Raw genomic sequence first — 24,767 nt, forward strand, 5'->3', positions numbered from 1 at the left:
TGAATAAGAAAATAAAATGATATTTTATTTTTTATGGTTAAGAGGAAATGAGGCAATATTATGATAGAAGATGTAGGTAAAAAAATAAAAGAACTTAGAACTAACAAAAATTTGACCTTGAAGGAATTAAGTGTAAAAACCAATTTATCTATTGGATTTTTATCACAATTAGAAAGAGGGCTGACAGCAGTAGCTATAGATTCTTTAAACAATATTGCAAAGGCTTTAGATGTTAATTTATCGTATTTCATAAATGAAGCAAACCATAATAAAAAAATTATACTTAGAAGTTATGAAAAAGAAGTATTTCAAGTGGAAAATAATCAATTCATACATTATCATTTAACTAATGATATAGAAAATAAAAATCTTTTACCAAGGTTAATAGAAATACTTCCAACCAGCAGTAAAGAAAGTTTAACTTCTTATCAGCACGAAGGTGAAGAATTTGTTTATGTTTTAGAAGGAATCCTCACATTGTTTATCAATAATGAGCAGCAAGAATTGTTTCCTGGAGATAGTGCTCATTATGATTCAAACCTTGTTCATAATTGGGCAAATTATACAAGTAAAATAGTTAAGCTACTTACAGTACATACTCCGAATATGTTTAAGAAGGAAACTGAAGAAATGTAGTACATTAAAGGGGGAATGGATGTGAATTCAAGTACTATAATAAATATCCAAAAATATTCTATACATGATGGACCGGGTATTAGAACTACAGTTTTTTTTAAGGGCTGTCCACTTAAATGCTGGTGGTGTCATAATCCTGAAACTCAAAATCCCCGGCATGAAATAATGTTCTTCGAAGAAAGATGTACAGGATGTGGTATTTGTGCAAAAAGGTGTCCGCAAAATGCTATTTCCATTAAGGAAGGTCATTCTGTTGTTGATGAAGAAAAGTGTATACTTTGTGGAAAGTGTACTGATTTTTGTCCAAATACTGCAAAAGAGTATGTAGGCCGAGATGTTACAGTATCAGAACTCATGAAGGAAATAATGAAAGATGAAGTATTTTATGATGAATCTGGTGGAGGTGCTACATTTTCAGGAGGAGAACCACTAATCCATATAGAGTTTTTAAATGAGATTTTAAAAAAATGTAAGGAAAAAGGAATTCATACTACAATTGATACCAGTGGCTGTGTGCCTTGGGAGAACTTGGAGCAGATATTAGATAAAGTAGATTTATTTTTATATGATATAAAACTTATGGACAATGAAAAACATATTAAATATATTGGCTCAGAAAATACTAATATTCTTGAAAACTTAAAAAAGCTTTCAGATAATGGGTGTAGAATATTTGTTAGAATGCCTATTATTGCAGGAGTTAATGATGATGATGATAATATAAATTCAGCTATTGAATTTTTATCCCATATAAATGCAGAACAGATTAATTTATTGCCATACCATAAAATGGGCATGGATAAGTATAGAAGACTAAAAATGACCTATAAATTAACTGGAATGGAAAAACCATCAGAGAAAAGTATAGAAGAAATAGCAGATAGGTTTAAAAGATTTGGAATGAAGATTAAGATTGGGGGGTAATTAGTTATGATCACTGAAAGAGTAAAAAAATTAAGACAGCAGAGTTTAAATGCAATTCCATGCATTTCAATGGAAAGAGCGCAAATTGAAAGTGAAGTTTACAAAAAATATGAAGGTAAGGTATCTATTCCTGTGCTTAGGGCGTTGGTTTTAAAAGAACTAATGAGCAAAAAAAAGCTTTATATTAATGATGGAGAATTAATAGTTGGAGAAAGAGGAGAAGAACCTGCAGCAACTTCAACTTATCCAGAACTTTGTTGTCATACTCTAGAGGATTTTGAGATAATGGACATGAGAGAAAAGATATCCTTCAAGGTAGATGAAGAAGCTAAAAAGATACAAGAAGAAGTCATAATTCCATATTGGAAAGAAAGATCCATGAGATATAAAATTTTAAACAGCATGACTGAAGAATGGAAGGATTGCTATGCAGCAGGATTATTTACGGAATTTATGGAACAAAGAGGTCCAGGTCATACTGCAGGAGATGGAAAGATATATAAGAAGGGATTTTTAGATTTTAAAAATGATATTGAAAAAGCTATTTCAAAGCTTGATTATTATGAAGATGATGAAGCTTTAGATAAAAAAAATCAATTGGAAGCTATGAGTATAGCTTGTGATGCAATAATGATTTTAGGTAAACGATATTCAGATTATGCTAAAGAATTAGCACAAAATGAAAAAAACGAGGAAAGAAAAAAAGAGCTTTTAAAGATTTCAGAAGTGTGTAAAAGTGTACCAGCAAATGCTCCAAAAAACTTTAGAGAAGCTCTTCAGATGTATTGGTTTGTTCACTTATGTGTTATATCAGAATTAAATCCATGGGATGCTTATAATCCAGGAAGATTAGATCAACATTTAATTCCATTTTATGAAAAGGAAGTGGAAGAAGGTACTTTAACTCGTGAAAAAGCAGAAGAATTACTGCAGTGTTTCTGGGTTAAATTTAATAATCAACCAGCACCTCCTAAGGTTGGAGTAACTTTAAAGGAAAGTGGAACCTATACGGATTTTGCTAACATTAATATAGGTGGAGTAAGAGCAGATGGCCTAAACGGGGTTAACGATGTAAGTTATCTTTTACTTGATGTAATAGATGAAATGAGATTATTACAACCAAGCTCCAATGTACAGATAAGTAAGAAGAGTCCACAAAAATTTGTAAAGAGAGCTTGTGAAATTTCAAGAAAAGGATGGGGGCAACCATCAATGTTTAATGCTGATGCTGTAGTTCAAGAGTTAGTTAGAGCAGGTAAAACTATAGAGGATGCTAGATGTGGTGGAACTAGTGGATGTGTTGAAGCAGGAGCCTTTGGCAAAGAAGCTTATATTTTAACTGGATACTTTAATCTTCCAAAGATACTTGAAATAACATTAAATAATGGTGTTGATATAATGACAGGTAAAAAACTTGGTGTTGAGATAGGAGATGTTACAAAATTTGAAAGTTATGAACAAGTATTTGATGCTTTTAAGAAACAGCTAAAACATTTTGTTGATATAAAAGTTAAAGGAAATAGGATAATTGAAAAATTATATGCTACATTAATGCCAGTTCCATTCCTTTCTATAATAACAGATGATTGTATTTCAAAGGGAAAAGATTATAATGTAGGTGGTGCAAGATATAATACCAGCTACATTCAAGGAGTTGGTATAGGAACTATTACTGATAGCTTATCAGCCATAAAATATCAGGTATTTGATAAAAAGAATATAACTATGAAGGAATTAATGGAAGCATTAGAGAATAACTTTGAAGGTCATGAAGATATTTTAAATTTAGTAAAGAATAAGACCCCTAAATATGGCAATGATGATGATTATGCAGATGATGTAATGAGAACAATATTTAATGTTTACTACAATGAAGTAAATGGAAGAAAAAATGGAAGAGGTGGAGTTCATAGAATAGATATGCTTCCAACTACATGTCATGTTTACTTTGGTTCAGTTATGGGAGCTAGTGCTAATGGAAGAGGCGCTCATGTTCCAGTTTCAGAAGGCATTTCACCTGAAAAAGGTGCAGATGTAAATGGACCTACAGCAGTAGTTAAATCAGCATCTAAGATGGATCATTTGAGAACTGGAGGAACTTTATTAAATCAGAAATTTGATCCAAGTGTAGTACAGGGAGAAGAAGGATTAAATAATCTGGCAAGCTTGGTAAGGTCATATTTTACACTAGATGGACATCATATTCAGTTTAATATAGTAAGTAGAGAAACTCTTTTGAAAGCTCAAAAAAATCCTGATGACTATAGAGATCTTATAGTTCGTGTTGCAGGATATAGTGATTATTTTAATAATCTTGATAAGGTATTACAGGGGGAAATAATAGAAAGAACTGAACAATCCTTTGATGGATGTTCTGTTTGTTAATTTAATATATTTAGGAAAGGAAGTGAACTTTAGTAAGAAATTAATATTTATGGTATGTTTTCTTACTAAAAATAAGTTATGAATAAAGTTATAGGTTTTATAGGTTGTGGAAATATGGGTGGAGCAATGATAGGTGGAATAATTAAAGCAAATTTATCTTCCCCAGATAGTGTAATAGTAGGAGATTTAAATGAAAAGAGTTTAGAAGCATGTGCTGAAAAATATGGCATAAAAATTACTACAGATAATAATGAAGTAGCTAAAGTTTCTGATATTTTAATTTTATCAATAAAGCCTAATTTGTATCCAGTGGTAATTGAACAGATAAAAAATCAAATTAAGAAAGATGTAATAATAGTAACCATTGCAGCAGGAAAGGCTATAAGTGGCACTGAAGAAGCTTTTGGAAGAAAGTTAAAGGTAGTCAGAGTAATGCCAAATACTCCAGCTTTAGTAGGAGAAGGAATGGCTGCATTATGTCCAAATGAAATGGTAACTAAAGAAGAAATAGAAGAAATAGTCAGCATTTTTGAAAGTTTTGGCAAAGCAGAAATAATACCTGAAAAATTAATGGATGCTGTAACATCAGTAAGTGGTTCGTCACCAGCTTATATATATATGTTTATTGAAGCTATGGCAGATGCTGCTGTACTGGATGGTATGCCAAGAGCTCAAGCCTATAAATTTGCAGCACAATCAGTGCTTGGTTCAGCAAAAATGGTTTTGGAAACAGGAATGCATCCAGGAGAATTGAAGGATATGGTTTGTTCACCAGGAGGAACTACAATAGAAGCAGTAGAAGTATTGGAGGAAAAAGGCTTAAGAGCTGCAGTTATGGCTGCTATGAAGAGCTGCACAAAAAAATCTAAGGAAATGTCAAAATAAATTTATGCTTAGTTATTTAGAGGCACTTATAGTTAGTGTCTTTTTTTTATTTAGTAGGAATTTAAAACTTTTTTCTGAAAAAACAAGTTGTTAGGTATTGAAAATAAAGTTGTAGCATATTCACCCTCTATACAATAAATATACTATACTTTCTATGTATAGAGTAAAATTAGAAATTCTTAAGAATTCTTAATATTTTTTTGCGTAAAAGCTTAATATTTCCATTTTATACTTGTCTCATATTAACATAGGGGGAAGATAAAATGGAAATTAGTAATTTTATAAAACAATATATAAAAAATCCTAAAACAGTAGGAGCCATAGCGCCAAGCTCAGAGAAATTAGCATATAGAATGGTTGAGGACATTGATTTTTTAAATGCTTCCTGCATTGTTGAATATGGACCAGGGACAGGGGTTTTTACAGAAAAAATATTAAATAGAAAAAAGGATAGCACCATATTTATAGTTATAGAATATAATGTGGATTTTTATAAAATTTTAAAAGACAAGTTTAAAGATAGAACAAATTTCATACTTATAAATGATTCAGCAGAGAACTTGAAAGAATATTTAGATAAGTATAGTATTGATAAAGTTGACTATATAGTTTCAGGGCTTCCATTTGCAAGTTTACCACATGACATGAGCAAGAAAATATTATCAGTTACAAAAGAAACATTAAAAGGCAAAGGAGAGTTTATAACTTTTCAATATACTTTGTTTAAAATGAAGCTTTTTAGAGCATATTTTGATAAAATTAAAATAAAGAAGGTACTTTTAAACCTGCCACCAGCTTATGTTTTGAAGTGTAAAAACTAGATAAAAGTATGAAATTTTATCTTCTTTTGCTGTTGCAGAAACATTATTTGTGGAGTATGCTCAAAATTAATATTAATAATTTTACAAGTGGACTATATACAAAACATATTTCTATCAAAGTTATAGTCATTGGATGGAAAATTTGTTGGTTATTTAAAAAGGATGATTAATTCAGAAGAAGGAATGTGTGTATGAATATAAATATTTTAGTTGTAGATGATGATAAGAGTATCCGTAATTTAATCAAGGTTTATCTTGAAAATGAAGGATATAACATTTTTGAGGCCTCTAATGGAGCTGAAGCGTTAGTTATGATTAATGAAAATGACTTTGATTTAGTTATTTTGGATGTTATGATGCCAATTTTAGATGGTATAAGTGCATGTATAAAAATTAGAGAAAGCTATACCATGCCCATAATATTTTTATCAGCAAAAGACGAAGAAATTGATAAAATACAAGGATTAACAGTAGGTGCTGATGATTATGTTTCTAAACCTTTTGGTTCTATGGAGCTTATAGCTAGAGTAAAGGCTCAGCTTAGAAGGTATAAAAAGTTTAATGCGGAACCTCAAAATAGCAGCATTGTTACTATTGAAGATTTAACTATTAATTTTTATACTCACGAAGTTACAGTGAGAGGTGATAAAGTTAAGCTTACACCAAAGGAGTTTGATATATTAGAATGTTTAGCTAGGAACAGAGGCATGGTATTTTCAGTTCAGAAATTATATGAGGTTATTTGGAAAGAGGAATTTGTAGTATCGGACACTTCCATTGTGGTTCATATAACAAATCTTAGACAAAAAATCGAAGTGGACCCTAAAGGACCAAAATATGTAAAGACCGTTTGGGGAGTTGGATACAAAATATGAAGAAAATAATAATGAATAAGTTAGGAATCAAATTATTGATTTTGATTCCTATTGATATGATACTTAGTTATCTTTCTCTTATGCTTTTGGCAAGTATATTAGGCAAAATAGTTGGTATGGATAACGTAAAACCCGATTTTTTTGCTAAATATGGATTTTATATAGCAATTCTAGGTTTCATATTAGAATTAATAATTTTTGTAACTATTTTTCTCATTGCAATTAATGGAAGAATGAGGTATTTGAAATATATAAGTAAAAGTGTGACTAATATAAAAACTCAAAAATATTTAAATCCTATAAATGTAAAAGGCAGTGATGAAATTGCTCAGTTAGCTAAAGACATAAATATCATGTCTGAAAGGCTTAAAGAAAATTATGAAAAAGAAAAGAAGCAAGAAGAAGCTAAAAATGAATTAATTGTGGCCGTTTCACATGACTTAAAAACTCCTTTAACATCCATAATTGGATATTTAGAACTTTTAAGTGACAGTAAAGAAGCTTTAGAAAAACATCGGCAGGAGTTTTTAGAAGTAGCTTATAAAAAAAGTAAAGATTTAAAAAAATTAATTGATGAGCTTTTTGAATATACAAAACTTTCAAATAATTATATCAAATTAGATAAAGTTCCATTTAATATAGCGGTTTTAGTAAATCAGATATTAGGGGAGTATATTTTATTTTTATCTGAAAAAAATATAGAGGTTAAAATTGAATGCACTAAAAATGAATTAGTGTGTGAAATTGATGTGCAGAAGTTTATTAGAGTTATTGAGAATTTGATAAAAAATGCTGAAAAATATAGTTATAGAAATTCAATTTTTATAATCAGAATGTGGGAAGAAGATGAGAATATTAGACTTTCATTTATTAATGAAGGTGATAATATAGGTGAAGATGATCTGGTAAAAATATTTGATGAAATGTATAGAATTGATAAATCTAGAAATGCTGAAATTGAAGGTTCTGGGCTGGGGCTGCCTATTTCAAAGAAAATTATAGAGCTCCATGGAGGAAGAATTTGGGCAGAATGTAGTGGTAATATAATTAGTTTTAATATTGAATTACCTAAGAAAAATCTTAATAATTCTTAATGTTTTTCCTTACCTTTATTTAATAAATAGTATATATAATAAATTTCATAGTTAGAAAAAAGAAATATATAAATTTTTAAATACAAAAATAGAGGTGGGAATAATGAATAAGTTATTTAAAGGTATAATTTTTTTATGTTGGATAGCAATTTTAGTCGTATTTTTCAAATATCAATTGTACATTGATGGAGGAAACAAAATCACTAAATTATTACAAGCATATCCTAAGTACAGTGCTTTATTATTTTTAATAATTGCTTCATTTAGAATTTTTACTCTTGTTCCTTGTACTGTTTTTATTATCAGTGCTGGAATATTATTTAATCCTGTAGAAGCATTTATTTTAGTTACTATAGCAAATTTATTAAGTGAGATTTTCTTGTTTCTATTTGTTAAGGCTACAATTGGTATGGGTTATCAAGAAAAGATAATTAATAAATATCCCAAAATATATTCACTAGTTCAAGATAATAATGTTAAAATATTAGCACTAGGGGTTTCCTCTCCTGTAGTACCATCAGATATAGTATGTTTCTTTTCTACATTAACTGGAATGCCTTTTAGTAAGTATGTTTTAACTATATTTATAGCTGATACACCTGTTATTCTTTTATATACTTTTCTAGGTATAAGCATGAAATATTCTTTGTATGTATTTATTACTACACTTATTATTATAATTTTGGTGAGCTATGTAAATTGCAGAAGATGGAATAGCAAAGTCAATTTATAAAATATCATTATATAACGAATTAAGAAAGCTATGTATGCTTAATAGTATATAGTTTTCTTTTTTTATTTAGTAGAAGTTTAAAACTTTTTTACTCAAAAAACAAGTTGTCAGGTATTTAAAATAAAGGAATTTGAGGTTTGTGTAAAATGTTACAAGAGGTAATTTATATTATCAACATGCAATTTTTCAAATACCTTCAAGGAAATCTGATGTTAATGTAGAATGCTTATATTAATATAATATGAAATACATTTAATAAACATGATGCAAATTTCGTTTAGTAAAGGGGGATTAAAAAATGGATTATGATGCTTTAAGTTATCGGTATCCATCCAACAGAAATGTAATATATGGAAATAGGGGAATGGTTGCTACTGGACAACCACTTGCAGCACAAGCAGGCTTTGAAATATTAAAAAAAGGTGGAAATGCAGTTGATTCTGCCATAGCTACTGCGGCATGTTTAACGGTGGTGGAACCTACAGCAAATGGATTTGGTGGTGATGCATTTGCAATTGTATGGATTGATAACAAAATGTATGGGTTGAATTCAAGTGGTCCATCACCTAAAGGAATTTCATTAGATGAATTAAATAAAATGGGATATGATAAAGTTCCTAAATATGGCTGGTTTCCTGTTACTGTACCGGGTATTCCTAAAGCATGGTGTGAGCTGTCTAAAAGGTTTGGAAAATTGCCACTTACAGAAGTGTTAAAACCAGCCATTTATTATGCTGAGAATGGTTATCCGGTTGCTCCCGGTACATCTGAGTTTTGGAAATATGCTATAGTTAATTATTCAGCTTGTAAAGGAGATGAATTTAAATATTGGTTTAAAACTTTTACAATAGATGGCAGAGCACCTGGTGCTGGTGAAATTATGAAGCTTCCATATCATGCAAAAACTTTAAAAAGTATTGCAGAAACTAATGGGGATGAATTTTATAATGGAGAGTTAGCAGAAAAAATAGATGCTTTTTCTAGAAAATATGGTGGTTATATTAGAAAAGAAGATTTACAGCTTTTTAAGCCTGAGTGGGTGCGGCCAATAAGTATTAATTATAAAGGATATGACATATGGGAACTACCTCCAAACGGACAAGGTATTGTACCTTTAATGGCATTAAACATATTAAAAGGATATGAATTTAAAGAAAGAGAAAGTGCAGAAACCTATCATAAACAATTGGAGGCAATAAAAATAGCCTTTGCAGATGCTCAAGATATAGTTGCGGATAAAGCTAATATAGAAATAGAAAAATTTTTATCAGATGAATATGGGAATGAAAGAAGAAAGCTTATACAGGATGCTGCTATTATACCTGAGCCTAATAAAAAAATGAGAAATTTAAAAGGTGGTACAGTTTACTTATGTACAGCGGATAGGGAAGGTAACATGGTCTCCTTTATTCAAAGTAATTACATGGATTTTGGATCAGGCTTGGTAGTACCAGATACCGGAATAGCACTAGCTAACCGTGGTAATTGTTTCTCAACTGATCCTATGAATATTAATTGTGTTGGAAGTAGAAAGCGTCCATATAACACTATTATTCCAGGATTTATAACAAAAAATCATAAGCCTGTTGGTCCATTTGGAGTTATGGGAGGTTTTATGCAGCCTCAAGGACATGTACAAGTAGTTATGAATATGATAGATTTTCATATGAATCCTCAAGAAGCACTTGATGCACCAAGATGGCAGTGGATTTTAGATAAGAAAGTATTACTTGAACATGAATGTTCTAAGAATCTAGCAAGAGAGCTGGCAAGAAAAGGTCACAATGTACAAATAGAGCTTCAAAGTGGTTTGTTTGGAAGAGGAGAAATAATACTTAAGGATGATGACAATGTGTTATGTGGTGGAACTGAGAGAAGAACAGATGGTCAAATAGCAGTTTGGTAATGCTAATATTTTTGAGAGGACAGAGGACAACTGTCCTCCTAAAAATGATTAGCATTATGGTTACTTGGAATCTTTACTATCCTTAGTATCAGATTTAGTAGTATCGTTGGTACTACTAGCTTTGCTCTGCAATTCGTCAAATCTTCTCATGACTTCTTTACAGGTATCCTGGCAAATTTGAGGCAAATCACTATTTGTTGCTTTTTTAAAATCAAATCCTGCTTCTTTAAATCCTTTTTCCACTGCAGCTCTCATTTGTTGTAGTCTATTAGGATCATCTCCTGCTAGAGCTTTTGCCATAGTCATAATACGATCTGCTACTGCGTTTACAGAATATGCGCCTCCTTCTGATATTGCCTTTTGAGCACCTTCTGGAGTTGTTGCCAGCGGAGGATATGCATTTTCTACAGAGCCAAATATTTTAGTAAGTAAATCTGAAGTTGTCTTTGACATTCCAGGAACTCCGCTTTCAGTGGATTTCCCAAGAAGCTTATTTTGATTAGTTATTGTATCATTTATAAATTTTTTTATAAGATCTGCTTTAGAATTTTGCTCATTTTCCTTTAGAGCTGTAATTTCATCTGTAGAAAGTTTCTTTTTTACAGGTTTGTAAGTAGAAGGTTCTGTATTACTTTCTGTTGATTTAACAAACTTATCAGTTCCTAAGTTTTGTGTCTTACCTTCAGCTTTTTCAGCATCACTGCTTTTACTGTCTGTTTTTTTAGTATCATTTTTAGCAGTATAAATTGATGTGTTAATACTTTTAACTGCTGTAATATCCATTTAATAATGTACCCCCTTATTTTTTTACTATTATTTATTTTATCGTCCAATTATGCATATTATTAACGATTAATCCAAAGTAAGCCATGAAGTTATTTTCATTTAAAATGACACATTGAAATATTAAGAAAACATGATAAAATAAGACTATACTGTATCATTGAATACCATAATGTGTAAGTTTATTTATGTGATGACTATCATCCGTAAGACTGCTATATTATTTAAGTGATGGATACTTGGAATCTTGAAGTTTAGAATTCTTGTGTTGTTATATAATGACTGGTATGCATATAGATAAGGTCTTCTAAGACTCAGAGGATAAAGTCTCTAAATGGCATTTTATAAACTTCTGCTCTGGAAAGAAGCATTCCTCATAAGCAAATTCGACCTGAGTCTAAGAATCTCTTGATTGGAGTGGAATTATATTGAATTTATTTTTAAGAATAGATAATAATATTATTGCAATTGTTGTATCTATTATATTTTTAAAAAATATAACAAATTCTCTTGATAAAAAGGAGACAAAAAACAGAGTTTTTGTTGCCATTTTTACGCTAAATACTATACAGCTAATTGATGAAACATTAACTTGTATAATAAATAGACAGCCATATACATGGTTGATACCTATAAGTGCCATACTACATGTTTTTTTATACACATTAGCACCTATAATTACATATATGTGGTATGTTTTTGCTAACTTATGGATAAATAAAAAAACAAACTATAAATGGAAGAATAACATTTTTCTTTTATTACCTGTAATTATAAATACTTTTCTAGCGATTCTAAGTCCAATTTTAAAATTAGAATTTTATATTGATAATTCTAATATATATCAAAGAGGTTTTTTGTTTTTTGTTCCTTCTGTTATGTCATATTTTTATTTGTTTTGTGGCTTTATAATTATTTATACTAATAAAAACAAACTCACTAAAATAGAGTTTTTACCTTTACTCTTGTTTGGTGTGTTTCCATCAATAGCTAGCCTTATTCAAATAATGTTTTATGGACCTTTGCTTATGTGGAGTTCAATTGCATTTTCTTTGATTATTCTTTATTTATATATACAACAGCAGATGATACACATTGATCATTTAACTGGAGCGTGGACACGTGAGAAATTTTATAATTATTTAAACTATAGAATTAAGCAAAAAAAACCAAAAAATTTTTCAATAGCATTTATAGATCTTAATGATTTCAAAAAGATAAATGATACTTTCGGGCATAATGAAGGAGATCATGCTTTAATAAATGTAGTACTTATAATTAAAGATATATTGAAGAAAGATGATTTTATTACTCGATATGGCGGAGATGAATTTGTTCTATTTCTTAATGTAGATAGCAAGCAAGAGGTAGAAGAGTTGATTACAAAAATTTACGATGCTTTAGCCAATTACAATAATAATTCAAATGTGGACTATGAGTTGAATTTAAGTTGTGGATATGAACTTTATGATTTTAGTAAACCAATGACTGCAGATGAATATATTGATTATGTAGACAAATTAATGTATAGAGATAAAAATATTAGAAAGTTAAAAAATAAAGTATTGCCAATTGATTAGAAAGTTGCTAAGTAAATGCTTAGCAATTTTTGTTTATATATATTCTTATCACATAACTGTTTTTGTTTCACTATAAATTTTTTATAACTATATTTTTAAAGAAACTCTTTAAAAAAAATTTATGATTTTTTACATTTTTACGAAACTTTATATAACTGTTCACATAAGTTAGAAATTAGATAGTTGTGAATATTTTTTAAGTTGTGTTAAATTAAATTTAATCACTTAAAAGGGGGATAAAAGTGGAAAAGATTATTAAGTTAGATCCTATATTTAAATATAGAGTTTGGGGAGGCACTAGATTAAAAGAATATTTTAAATATGATATACCAACTGATAAAACTGGAGAATGCGGGGCTATTGCTGGCCATAAAAATGGAGATTGTACTATAAAAAATGGGGAATTTAAAGGAAAAACTTTATCATGGTTATATGAAAATCATAGGGAATATTTTGGAGGAATTAAAGATAAGGAATTTCCTCTCTTAGTAAAGTTGATAGATGCTTCTAATGATTTATCAATACAGGTGCATCCAGATGACGAATATGCAAATTCAATGGAAAATGGGGGGAGTGAGAAAACCGAAGCCTGGTATATTATAGATTGTAATGAAAACACTTTATTAGAATATGGACATAAGGTCAAAACAAAGGAAGAATTAGCTGAATATATCCATAATGGAGAATGGGAAAGTTTATTGAACTTCTACAATATAAGTAAAGAAGATTTTTTTTATATACCTTCAGGAACAGTTCATGCTATATGTAAAGATACATTAGTATATGAAATACAGCAGTCTTCTGATATAACTTATCGTGTTTATGATTATGATAGGGTAGATAAGAAAACTGGTAAAAAAAGAGAACTACATGTAAAAAAGCTGTAGATGTAATAAAAGTGCCAGATGAATGCAGGGATAGCATGACTCCAATAATAGAAAATAAAAATGGCTATACAAAAATAGAATATGTAAATTCAAAGTATTTTAAAACTGTAAAATTTGATGTAAATGAATGTGCGAATTTAGAATATAAAAGTGTTTTTGCATTGGTTACTGTACTGGACGGAAATGGTACCTTAGATAACGAAAAAATAGGAAAAGGTGATAATTTTATAATTCCATTTGGATATAATAATTTTAAAGTTGAAGGAAAAATATCCTTTATTGTTTCTAGCATATAAAACATAAATGCTAAAGTAAGAAAAATCTTCGATTAATACGGAGATTTTTTTCATGATGTAATATATTATTTTAAGCACTTAGTTTTCTTCAAAGAATTGCTATTAAGGCATTTGTAACATTATTTACCTGTTTATTTTCATAATCTTTTAACGATAAAAATAGCAAAGTATAAAATATTATTAACTTCGAAAAAATAACAGTATGTTTCTTGAATTGTAAAATAATACAAAAAATATTTCATAATTTTTTTGTATTTCATAAAATAAACCCGAATAGAATAAAAATTTAGAAAATTTTATATATAAATGCAGGAAAAGAAAAAATAATATAGAATAATGTATTAAAGTATAAAATTATAAAATAAAAAGTAAAAAAATATATTTAAAGCAAATCTGAGTTTAAGTAAATTATTTTATCATTTCAAAAAAATTTTAGAAGAATAGGAAATAGAATGAAAGGGGAGTATAAACGTAAATGAAATAAAATTATCAGAATATTACAAAATTAACTTTTGCAAAAATTAAGGAGGTATGGAAATATGAAATGGTTTTCTGATTTGAAAATTAACACAAAATTGATGATTGGTTTTATGTTAGTAGCATTAATGTATACAGTAATAGGTATTTGCGCTATTAATCAATTAATGCCATCTCCTAATCATACTAGTTTTGATCCTAAGAAAGCTATGCTGATAATGATTGGAATGATTATTTTTGTTATGATAGTATCCATGTTAATTGGATTGTTTATTTCAAAATTGATTGGAACTCCTTTGAAAAGAGTATTATATGTAATTGAAGAAATGAGTCAAGGAAACCTTGGTGAAAGATTGAAAATAGATGCAAATGATGAAATAGGACAAATAGCTAAAGCAATGGATAATTTTGCAGATGAATTACAAACAAAGGTTATTGGTGTAATGGATAGTATCTCTCAAGGAGATATGAGTATGAATATAGTTGTAAAAAGTAAAAAGGATGAAATAGCTCCTGTTTTGAAGAAAACTGTAGAATCTGTAAGAGCTTTAGTAGAAGATGTAAATATGTTATCACAATCAGCTATAGAAGGTGAATTTGAGGCAAGGGTAGATGCAGCTAAGCATCAGGGTGACTACAAAAAAGTTATAGAAGGTATAAATGGAACTTTAGACACGGTGGTTGATAAAGTTGTATGGTATGAAGCTATTATAGATGCTATTCCTTTCCCAATTCATGTAACAGACAGTAATATGAGCTGGACATATATGAATAAGTCATTTGAAAAGCTTATGATTGACCAAGGCGTTATTAGAGATCGTAAATCAGGTTATGGACTAGCTTGTAGTCATGCAGGCGCAAGTATTTGTAATACTGAAAACTGTGGAATAAAACAATTACTTAGAGGTAAGGCAGAAAGTTTCTTTGAATGGTGTGGTATGAGTAATAAACAGGATACTTCATATCTGAAAAATAGAAAAGGTGAAAATATTGGATATGTTGAAGTTGTAACAGATTTAACGTCAATTATGCGAGTTAGTGATTATACCAAAACTGAAGTTAAGAGAATTGAAGAAAACTTAAAACTATTATCAAAAGGACAAACTAATTTGGATTTTAATATTAAAGAACCAGATAAATATACTGTAGAAGTTAATAGACAATTTGAGGGAATAAATAACAGTTTAAAAGATGTTAAAAATGCAATTGATGAACTTTTAGTTGATACTTCAATGTTATCAGAAGCAGCTATACAGGGTAGATTTGAAACAAGGGCAGAAGTAGTGAAGCATCACGGCGATTACAAAAGGGTTATAGAAGGTATAAATGGAACTTTAGATACAGTGGTTGATAAGGTTACATGGTATGAGGCTATTATAGACTCTATTCCTTTCCCAATTCATGTAACAGATAATGATATGAATTGGACATATATGAATAGATCCTTTGAAAAGCTTATGATTGACCAGGGAACTATTAGAGATCGTAAGTCAGGTTATGGACTAGCTTGTAGTCATGCAGGTGCAACTATTTGTAATACTGAAAAATGTGGAATAAAGCAGCTTCTTAGAGGTAACCCAGAAAGTTTCTTTGATTGGTGTGGCATGAACAATAAACAAGATACTTCGTACCTAAAAAATAAGAAAGGTGAAAATGTTGGATTTGTGGAAGTTGTAACAGATTTAACACCTATAATTAGAGTTTCTAATTATACAAAAAATGAAGTTAGTAGACTTGAAGAAAATTTAAAATTATTGTCAGAAGGAAATACTAATTTTGATCTTAATATTAAAGAATCTGATAAGTATACTGTAGAGGTTAATAAACAATTTGAAGGAATAAATAACAGCTTAAAGGATGTTAAAAATGCAGTGGATGAACTTATAGTTGATGCTTCAATGCTATCAGATGCAGCTCTTGAAGGTAAATTAGATATTAGAGCAGATGCTGAAAAGCATGGTGGAGATTTCAAAAAAATAGTAGGGGGCATAAATGATTTAGTTGAAGCTGTGGTAAAACCTATAAAAGAAGTTACTAATGTTATGAGCGAAATTTCAAAGGGTAATTTGGAAGTTTCTGTTAACGGAGATTATAAAGGAGAATTTTTAGCATTAGCAGAATCTGTAAATAATACAGCTAGAGATTTAAGACATGTTATTCAAGAAATATCAGATGTCATAGGGCAAATATCTGAAGGTAACCTTGCTATTGATCATATAAGAGAATTTAAAGGAGATTACGTAAGTATTTCTAATTCACTAAATACAATTCTAGAATCTTTAAATGATATAATTGGTGAGATGAATACTGCGTCAGAACAAGTATCTACAGGTTCTGGTCAGGTTTCAAGTGGTAGTCAAGCTTTATCTCAAGGAGCAACAGAACAAGCAAGTGCTATTGAAGAGTTGACTTCTTCTGTAACTGAAATTGCATCACAAACTAAAGAAAATGCAATTAATGCAAATGAGGCAAATAAATTGTCTCTTAAAGTAAAAGAAAATGCCGAACAAGGAAATGTGGCAATGAATGAAATGTTAAAATCTATGACAGATATAAATGAATCTTCAGCTAATATTTCCAAAATAATAAAGGTAATAGACGAGATAGCTTTTCAAACTAATATACTTGCACTTAATGCAGCAGTAGAAGCAGCAAGAGCAGGTCAGCATGGTAAAGGATTTGCAGTAGTTGCTGAAGAAGTAAGAAATCTTGCAGCAAGAAGTGCAAATGCAGCTAAGGAGACCACAGCACTTATTGAAGGATCAATAGATAAGGCTAAAAAGGGAACTGGAATTGCAAATGATACAGCAAAAGCTTTGTATGAAATAGTAGATGGTGTATCAAAAGTAACAACTCTTGTAGCTGAAATAGCGGCATCTTCTAATGAGCAGGATACTGGTATCTCACAAATAAACTTAGGGCTTGAACAGGTATCACAAGTAGTTCAAACAAATTCAGCAACAGCTGAGGAAAGTGCAGCAGCTAGTGAAGAACTTTCAAGCCAGGCAGAAATTCTTAAAGATATGGTTTCTAAATTTAAGCTTAGAGGCAGTAATATGAATTTACTTAGAAAAGAAATAAAACACCGTAATAGAGAAATAGATTTGTCTTTCAAAGAAGCGTCAGTTGCATCAAATAAACCTAGAATTGCGCTTAGTGACAAGGAGTTTGGTAAATACTAAATCATTAAAATATTAAAGTGAAAAGTTTGAATTTGAAAATTAATTAATTTTCTATTTTAACTTTTCACTTTTTTATATTTTATAAATATTGTTTCATCCGTAAATTTTTGCTGGATACTTTTATTGTTTATTTTTTATAAACTTTGCACATTCTATGGATGTGAATTATTTTTGAAGCTTAAATGGAATTAGTATTTGGAGGAAGATTATGGATTGGTATAATAATTATAGGTTAGTTAAAAATGATGGTGGATATACAGTTGTAATAAATTTAAATCCTAATTCCACTGAATTTTCAAAAGAATTAGTAACAAATTTTAAAGAAAATATACTTGAATTAGATGATCAAATTAGAAAATTAGTAGAAGAAAAGTTTTCGGATGTTAAAGTAAATTCTATAAAACTTATGATTGGTACGGTTATGATAGCATCAGTTCCTTTTATGATGCATACAAAAGTGCAGGCCGCAGATGGAACTAGCACTATTCCTACTTCACAATCAGGTAGTATTACTACTTTAAATGGAATTGGAATAGTAACAGCTTCTAAGTTAAATGTGCGTTCAGGATCAGCAAGCACATATTCAATTATATTTACATTATGGCAGGGAAACAAGGTAACTGTAATAGGAAAGTCAGGTGACTGGTATCAAATAAAATCATCAGATGGAAGAATTGGCTGGGTTAGTTCACTATATTTAAAAGTAGATATATCTGAGCAGACTTCTGTACAGCTAAATGATATTTCAAAAATAGATGCAGCTGGAGTAGTAACAGCTTCTAAATTAAATGTACGTTCAGGACCAGCAAGTACATATTCAATTATTCTTGCACTATGGCAGGGGAGTAAGGTAAATATAATAGGGAAGTCAGGTGATTGGTATCAAATAAAATTATCATATGGTAAAATAGGTTGGGTAAACAGTGCATACTTGCAAGTAGCCGTACGTCAGGAAAAAATTAACATAGTAATATCTACAGCAAAGTCCCTTTTAGGAACTCCTTATGTTTGGGGAGGAGAGTCATTACAGGAAGGGGGTTTTGATTGTTCAGGTTTTGTATATTATACATTTAAGAAGGCTGGTTATGACTTAAATCGTATTTCATCTGATCAAGCAAAACAAGGTACTGAAGTTTCAAAAGAAAATTTACAGCCTGGAGATTTAGTGTTTTTTTCATTTGAAGGAAACGGTGTAGTTAATCATGTAGGCATATATATTGGAAATGGTCAAATGATACATAGCCCAAAGACAGGTGATGTAGTAAAGATTACAGATATAAATACATCTTACTGGCAAAGTTGTTTTGTAATTGCAAAAAGAATTATTTAAAAAAGTAGAAAGTAAGGTGTTAATGTGAAAATCAGGTTAGGATATGTTGCTATTGCCCTTAATCTTCCCAAAGTTACGTCTTCAAGTTCATTAACCTATACTAATTATGAAAGACAGGGAAGTGATGAAAAAAAGTTAAATAAATTAAAATCAGTAACACTATCCAATTTAGATGATTTATATAAAATTCTTAGGTATAATGTTGAAAATAATATACATTTCTATAGAATAACATCTGCATTAGTACCTTTATCAACACATCCTCATGTTGAAAACTGGAATTATAGAAGTATTTTTAATAAAGACTTTAAAAGAATAGGTGATTTTATAAAACAAAATTGTATGAGGGTAGATACACATCCTGATGAATTTAATGTTTTAAACAGTATAAGAGAAGATGTTGTGGAAAATACTAAAAGAAATTTATGGAGTCATGCAAATTTATTTGAAGATATGAAATACAATGAAGGTAAAATGATCCTCCATGTTGGCAGCAGTCAGGGAGGAAAGGAAGCAGCCATGAATAGATTTATAAATAATTTTAAAGAATTTCCCAAAGATATAACTAGCAGAGTAATATTAGAGAATGATGATAAAACTTTTACTACTAAAGAGGTTTTAAAAATGTGTAAAATATTAAGCATTCCTATGGTGCTGGATGTTCATCACCATATTTGTAACAATGAAAATGATTTGTTATTACCAATGATTAAAGATATATTTAATACATGGAATAATGAAGCCCTTCCACCTAAGGTTCATTTTTCAAGTCCAAGAGAAGGTGAAAAGGATAGAAAACATTCAGACTTTATTAATCCTCATCATTTTATTGAGTTTTTAGAAGGGTGTAGAGATTTTAATACTGATTTTGATATAATGCTGGAAGCCAAAAAGAAGGATTTAGCTTTGTACAAATTAGCAGAAGATATAAGGAAAATAAAAAAGAACTGGAAATGGTTAGATGAAACCACTTTAGAAATATAATACAGATGAGAAAGGGAGATGTTACCATATTCTCAGCTATATCATATGTTTTTTAAGGTCTTTTTCAACAAAATCCTCATTCCACGAAATCTAAGATAAAAAATTTCTAATATTGATTTTATGTTAGCTGACATAAAATCAGAAATGTCACTTATCTTTCTTACAATAGTCTTTAGTCACCATAAAAGTTAAAAATAATATTAAGGCATCTTCAAGAAATAACAAGTCCATATCTAGTCTATTTTTTTGTAGTACTGCGTTGACAGAACTCTTAGGCAGCTTAAACTATCTGCGGAACCTGTCTCATTGTCTTACAAAAAATAACCATCGCATATAGCACTTGTTATTTTCTTTTAGATGTCTAAATACTGAAGTAGAGGTGCTACAAAACATAGTGTTATTCTTAATTTAATTAAAAATTTGTATATTGCTCATGATTTTATAGAGAAGGAAAAATGACAGTATAACTTAAAAAATATAGACGAATATGATATAATGTGTATGCAAATTTACAATAGTGCAAATTTAGATGTTATAATGTAATTATATAATTTATATGAATGATATCTATTTAGAATAAGCCTAATACACATTTAGCAACGTATAGATACCTAATATGATTAATGTCTTACTATAAAAATTATACTTTTTTAAAGTAATTCAGTAATTAAATTAGACTTAAATTTAAGAATAACTGCATAGCTGCATTAAATATTTTTTTATAATTTTATTCCATGGCTACCCACTTGTGACACTCCTATTTTCTTTAGGTTGGTAGAGGCTAATACGCCTATGGATAGGTTCTTCTAAGACTCAGATGAAGGGAGGTTAGATGCCTAAAGGACATATTTGATGATAATCAATTTGTTAAGTGCCATAAGAAAACTCCACCTGAGTCTTAGAAGAACTTTATAATAAAATATTTAGAAGGAGAGAATTAGTATGAAATTAACTGTGGTGATACCTTCTTATAATGAAGGTAGTGCTATTAAAATAACCTATGATAAATTAATAGATATATTAAAAAATTATTGTGAGACACAGAAATATGATTATGAATTTATTTTTGTTGATGATGGAAGTAAGGATGATACTTTAAATGTAATTAAGCAATTTCAAAGCTTTGACACCCATGTTAAATATATTTCTTTTACAAGAAATTTTGGTAAAGAAGCTGGTATTTTAGCTGGACTTGCTTATTCTAGTGGAGATGCTGTAATTTTAATGGATGCAGATTTGCAACATCCACCAGAATTAATTCCCAAAATGGTGGAGTATTACCTTAGTGGATATGATCAAGTAGTTGCAAAACGAAATAGAACTGGAGATTCGAGATCAAAAACCTTTTTCTCTAAGTTATATTATAAAATAGTTAATCATTTAGTGGATGTAAAACTTGAGGATGGTGTAGGAGATTTTCGCCTTTTAAGCAGAAGAGCTGTAAAAGCTCTGTTATCTATGCATGAATACAATAGATTTTCAAAAGGAATGTTTTCTTGGATTGGCTTTAATGTAAAGGTAATTGAATATGAAAATCAACAAAGGGTTACAGGAACAAGTAAGTGGAGTTTTACAAAACTTGTTCAATATGGTATGGATGGAATACTATCATTTAATAATAAGCCTTTAAGATCAACATTATATTTAGGCTTCTTAATGGTAGTTCTGGGAATAGCATATATACTATATTCTTTGATTCGCGTTTTAATAGTTGGAATTGATACACCAGGATATTTTACTATAATATCAGCAATTTTAATTATGGGAGGTGCACAACTTCTCTCAATTGGTGTAATAGGTGAATATATTGGCAGAATTTATTATGAAGTAAAAAAACGTCCACATTTTCTTATTGGAGAAACAAATATTGAGAAAGTAAAGGAAAAACGCTACCAGGAGGACAAATATGAAGCATAAGGTAAAGCAATATTTTAACAACTTGATAAATAAAGAAAGCAGTATTTATAATTTTTTGAGATTTGGTATAATTGGAGTCATTAATACTATTCATTATTATATATGGTATCTTTTTTTACTTTGGTTAAAGGTTCCTTATGTTATAAGCCATACCATTGCTTTTACTTTTAGTATGATTGGATCATATTTTCTTAATTGTTTCTTTACTTTTAAAGTAAAACCAACTTTGAAAAAATTTATTAAATATCCACTGACTACTTTAGCTAACTATTTAGTCTCCACATTTTCTTTGATTTTGTTGGTTAAAATTTTAAAAGTAAATCCTTCAATTGCAGCACTTTTAGCGTCTATAATACCAATACCAATAACATTTATAATGACACATAAAATATTAAGTTCGGATTCACATAATGGGAAAAAGCCCCAAATATCTATAACTAAAAATTTATTTGCTATTGCTATTTTATTCTTCTTTTCTTTAGCATGTCATTTATATATTCATCAAAGTGGAAAGATGTTTGGGAAAATCGGATTAGATAATGCTTCTCAGCTTATGTATTTTGTAACGTTTTTACAGAAATCTTTTATATCTGGACAGCATTTTTGGTCCTGGAGTTATGGATTTGGAGGAGACATTTTTAGTGAATTTAGTTATTATTATACTACAAGTCCCTTTTTTTATTTAATGCTTATACTTAGAAAATTAGGAATTGGAACTTTAACTTTAGGTGGTACTGTTCATTGGAGATTGATATTTAGTATTTTTAGGCAGTTTCTATCTATGACAATTTTATACTTATTATTAAAGTATGAGAAAAAAAGTACATATACATCTTTAATAGGGTCTGCTGTATATGGTGGATGTATTAGTTTTATATGGTTTTCACTTTTCTTCGATTTTATGGCAGATGCCTATGTATGGTTACCTCTTACCGTTTTAGGATGGAGGATATATGAAAATACTAAAAAGTGGTATCTGCTTGTTATCAGCGCAGCATTAACTGTGGCCAATAGTTTTTATTTTGGATTTATTAGTTTTGTTTTCTATATAATATTTATCATTGTATTTACCAAGGTTAAGGGAAAAAATATTAGGGAAAAAATAAGTTCATTTTTTAATAGCATTTTAAAATATGCTGTATTTGCTGCAATGGCAGTAGGATTATCAGCAGTAGCTTTTATTCCTTCAGTTTTAGCATTTTTAAAAACAGATCGTTTTTCAACTGAGACTAAAACTCCTTTGTTCCATACTCTTAACTATATGCTTACAATACCTGATAGATTCTTTTTTTATGCTAGTGTTTTAGGATTTCCATTAATTATTTTAATTATCTTTGTACTGCCATGGAAAAAGCTTTCGTGGGTGACTAAAAGAAAAACAGTGCTTGTAGGTATATTTTTTCTTATGTTTTTAACTCCTTATTCAGGAGCGTTTTTTAATGGACTTTCGTACTCTTCTGATAGATGGTTTTATTTGTTTATTTTTGCAGTAGCTTATGCACTTCCAGATTGGCTGGAGGAAAATGATAAATTTAAGAAAGTAGGTTTTGCTTTTTTCTCTGGGATTACTATATTATCAGTAGTGCTTTATTATTCAAAACAATTAAAAGGATTTGATTTTACAATCCAAAATAGAGAAATAACTAACATTGTAAATATTGTAATTTTATCTGCAGGACTTATATGTCTTTTAGCAGTAGCTTTAAAGAGGTATGTTTCAAGAAAGTGTATAAAGCTTATTTTAAATTGTATTATAGTTTTATGTGTAATGGTGGGTCTTATAACTAATAGTAATAGTTATTTAAGCATTGCAAAACCTGATATGACAGGTGATTCGCTAAAAAACTCTTGTATGGAAAATGAAGAAGAGAAACAAATATTTAGTAAATTAACTCCAGATAAAAGTGAATTTTATAGAGCGATTTTTAGAAATGCGCCTCAAGAAAATGCACCAATGAGCTATGGTTATTATGGTACGAGTACGTACAATAGTATGGTTGATGGAAATCTTCATAAATGGTTAAAGGTTGATCATGATATTTTAAGTACATTTGTAACCCCTAGTGCATATAAGAATTTTGATGATAGATTATTCTTAGGAACTTTTTTTGGAAGTAAATATATAGTTGATAGTAAATATGATACTCCATTTAGTCCTTATGGATATGAACTCATTAAACAGACAGATAACTATAATGTGTATGAAAATAGATATAATGTAGGGTTTGATTTATGGTACAGCAATACTATGGATAAAAACACTTATAATAATATGAATGTAGCACAAAAAGATGCAGTGCTGCTTCAAACAGCTGTAGTTGATAAAAGTGTATCTGGATTAAATCATTTTTTAATTGATAATTCAACTAGTGAAATTGCATTAGATTGGTCAAATGCAGTTACTAAAAATATGAAGTATAAGGATGGAGTTCTAGAAGCTTCCGATAATGCATCTATGAATATTCCAATTAAAAATAGTAAGAAAAATGATAATGGTGAAATATTATTTTCAATGAATTTAAAACCTTCAGATGGACAGGAATTTAGATTAATTGTTAATAATAAAATTACAATTAAATCGGAAGAACAATACCCTTATGTATATCCTATTTATCAATATAGTTTCTGTTTTGATAGAAGTACTGATGTGTTAAAATTAAACATTTCAAAAGGAAAATATAAAATTACTGATGCTCATGTATGGTTTAATTCATATGACTTTTATAAAGATTGGGTAAATGAAAGAAACAAATATAATATGGAAAACTTATATGTAGATGGTGGAAAAGTTAAAGGAACAATAAAGAACAATGAAAAGGGGATAATGGCATTTAATATACCATTTAATAAAGGTTGGTCAGCAAAAGTAGACGGAAAGAAACAAGAATTAATAAAAGTAAATGGAGTTCTTATGGGGTTAGTTTTAGAACCTGGCACTCATAATGTGGAAATGACATATATTACTCCTGGACTTATAATTGGAAGCCTTATAACTGCTGCTGTACTTATTTTTATAATAATTTTTTACATTATAAGTAACAGAAGAAAAAAGTATGTCCAATAATAAAAAAT

Annotated in this window: 18 protein-coding genes; 17 read left to right on the forward strand and 1 reads right to left on the reverse strand. The window is 29.3% G+C overall.

What is annotated here, in order from left to right; all coding sequences use genetic code 11:
• The first annotated feature begins 60 nt into the window (after positions 1-60).
• The 9 genes from HBE96_RS03720 (at position 61) to HBE96_RS03760 (ending at position 10,259) form a co-directional block, all read left to right on the forward strand.
• Complete coding sequence (locus tag HBE96_RS03720) at positions 61-636, forward strand: helix-turn-helix domain-containing protein (RefSeq protein ID WP_169296420.1); 576 nt, start codon at positions 61-63, stop codon at positions 634-636.
• Between the two features lie 21 nt (positions 637-657).
• Complete coding sequence (locus HBE96_RS03725) at positions 658-1,560, forward strand: trans-4-hydroxy-L-proline dehydratase activase (RefSeq protein ID WP_169296421.1); 903 nt, start codon at positions 658-660, stop codon at positions 1,558-1,560.
• Between the two features lie 6 nt (positions 1,561-1,566).
• A complete protein-coding gene (hypD, locus tag HBE96_RS03730) occupies positions 1,567-3,945 on the forward strand; it encodes a trans-4-hydroxy-L-proline dehydratase (protein ID WP_169296422.1) in 2,379 nt (792 codons plus the stop codon).
• 78 nt (positions 3,946-4,023) lie between these two features.
• Positions 4,024-4,830: a pyrroline-5-carboxylate reductase gene (proC, locus tag HBE96_RS03735; RefSeq protein ID WP_169296423.1), complete on the forward strand. Its 807-nt coding sequence runs from the start codon at positions 4,024-4,026 to the stop codon at positions 4,828-4,830.
• 263 nt (positions 4,831-5,093) lie between these two features.
• Positions 5,094-5,651 (forward strand): class I SAM-dependent methyltransferase, encoded by a 558-nt coding sequence (locus HBE96_RS03740; protein ID WP_169296424.1) that lies wholly within the window; start codon positions 5,094-5,096, stop codon positions 5,649-5,651.
• A 191-nt stretch (positions 5,652-5,842) separates the two neighbouring features.
• Positions 5,843-6,526 (forward strand): response regulator transcription factor, encoded by a 684-nt coding sequence (locus HBE96_RS03745; RefSeq protein ID WP_169296425.1) that lies wholly within the window; start codon positions 5,843-5,845, stop codon positions 6,524-6,526.
• Complete coding sequence (locus HBE96_RS03750; RefSeq protein ID WP_169296426.1) at positions 6,523-7,620, forward strand: HAMP domain-containing sensor histidine kinase; 1,098 nt, start codon at positions 6,523-6,525, stop codon at positions 7,618-7,620. Before HBE96_RS03745 ends, HBE96_RS03750 begins: the two co-directional genes overlap by 4 nt.
• Positions 7,621-7,723: 103 nt before the next feature.
• Positions 7,724-8,353: a TVP38/TMEM64 family protein gene (locus HBE96_RS03755; protein ID WP_169296427.1), complete on the forward strand. Its 630-nt coding sequence runs from the start codon at positions 7,724-7,726 to the stop codon at positions 8,351-8,353.
• 298 nt (positions 8,354-8,651) lie between these two features.
• Complete coding sequence (locus tag HBE96_RS03760) at positions 8,652-10,259, forward strand: gamma-glutamyltransferase family protein (protein ID WP_169296428.1); 1,608 nt, start codon at positions 8,652-8,654, stop codon at positions 10,257-10,259.
• 60 nt (positions 10,260-10,319) lie between these two features.
• Here the strand turns inward: HBE96_RS03760 and HBE96_RS03765 are convergent, their stop codons facing one another.
• On the reverse strand, positions 10,320-11,042 hold the full coding sequence (locus tag HBE96_RS03765) for a hypothetical protein (RefSeq protein WP_169296429.1): 723 nt from the start codon (positions 11,040-11,042) through the stop codon (positions 10,320-10,322).
• 428 nt (positions 11,043-11,470) lie between these two features.
• Between HBE96_RS03765 and HBE96_RS03770 the strand changes: the two genes are divergently transcribed.
• From HBE96_RS03770 to HBE96_RS03800, 8 genes are all read left to right on the forward strand, one after another.
• Entirely contained in the window at positions 11,471-12,622 is a 1,152-nt protein-coding gene (locus HBE96_RS03770) for a GGDEF domain-containing protein (protein WP_169296430.1), read from the forward strand.
• Between the two features lie 242 nt (positions 12,623-12,864).
• Positions 12,865-13,509, forward strand: coding sequence for a type I phosphomannose isomerase catalytic subunit (locus tag HBE96_RS03775; protein ID WP_206154821.1), 645 nt, complete (start codon positions 12,865-12,867; stop codon positions 13,507-13,509).
• Positions 13,510-13,520: 11 nt separating this feature from the next.
• Positions 13,521-13,805, forward strand: a complete 285-nt coding sequence (locus tag HBE96_RS25955) for a cupin domain-containing protein (protein WP_206154822.1) — start codon at positions 13,521-13,523, stop codon at positions 13,803-13,805.
• A 539-nt stretch (positions 13,806-14,344) separates the two neighbouring features.
• Positions 14,345-17,464, forward strand: coding sequence for a methyl-accepting chemotaxis protein (locus HBE96_RS03780; protein WP_169296431.1), 3,120 nt, complete (start codon positions 14,345-14,347; stop codon positions 17,462-17,464).
• A gap of 208 nt (positions 17,465-17,672) precedes the next feature.
• Positions 17,673-18,794 (forward strand): C40 family peptidase, encoded by a 1,122-nt coding sequence (locus HBE96_RS03785; protein ID WP_169296432.1) that lies wholly within the window; start codon positions 17,673-17,675, stop codon positions 18,792-18,794.
• Between the two features lie 24 nt (positions 18,795-18,818).
• Entirely contained in the window at positions 18,819-19,778 is a 960-nt protein-coding gene (gene uvsE / locus HBE96_RS03790) for a UV DNA damage repair endonuclease UvsE (RefSeq protein ID WP_169296433.1), read from the forward strand.
• Between the two features lie 942 nt (positions 19,779-20,720).
• Positions 20,721-21,695 (forward strand): glycosyltransferase family 2 protein, encoded by a 975-nt coding sequence (locus tag HBE96_RS03795; protein WP_169296434.1) that lies wholly within the window; start codon positions 20,721-20,723, stop codon positions 21,693-21,695.
• Positions 21,685-24,759: a GtrA family protein gene (locus HBE96_RS03800; protein ID WP_169296435.1), complete on the forward strand. Its 3,075-nt coding sequence runs from the start codon at positions 21,685-21,687 to the stop codon at positions 24,757-24,759. The genes HBE96_RS03795 and HBE96_RS03800 overlap by 11 nt, the downstream gene beginning before the upstream one ends.
• The last annotated feature ends 8 nt before the right edge of the window (positions 24,760-24,767 follow it).

Origin of the sequence: Clostridium muellerianum (assembly GCF_012926525.1) — a bacterium.
Taxonomy (GTDB): Bacteria; Bacillota; Clostridia; order Clostridiales; family Clostridiaceae; genus Clostridium_AM; species Clostridium_AM muellerianum.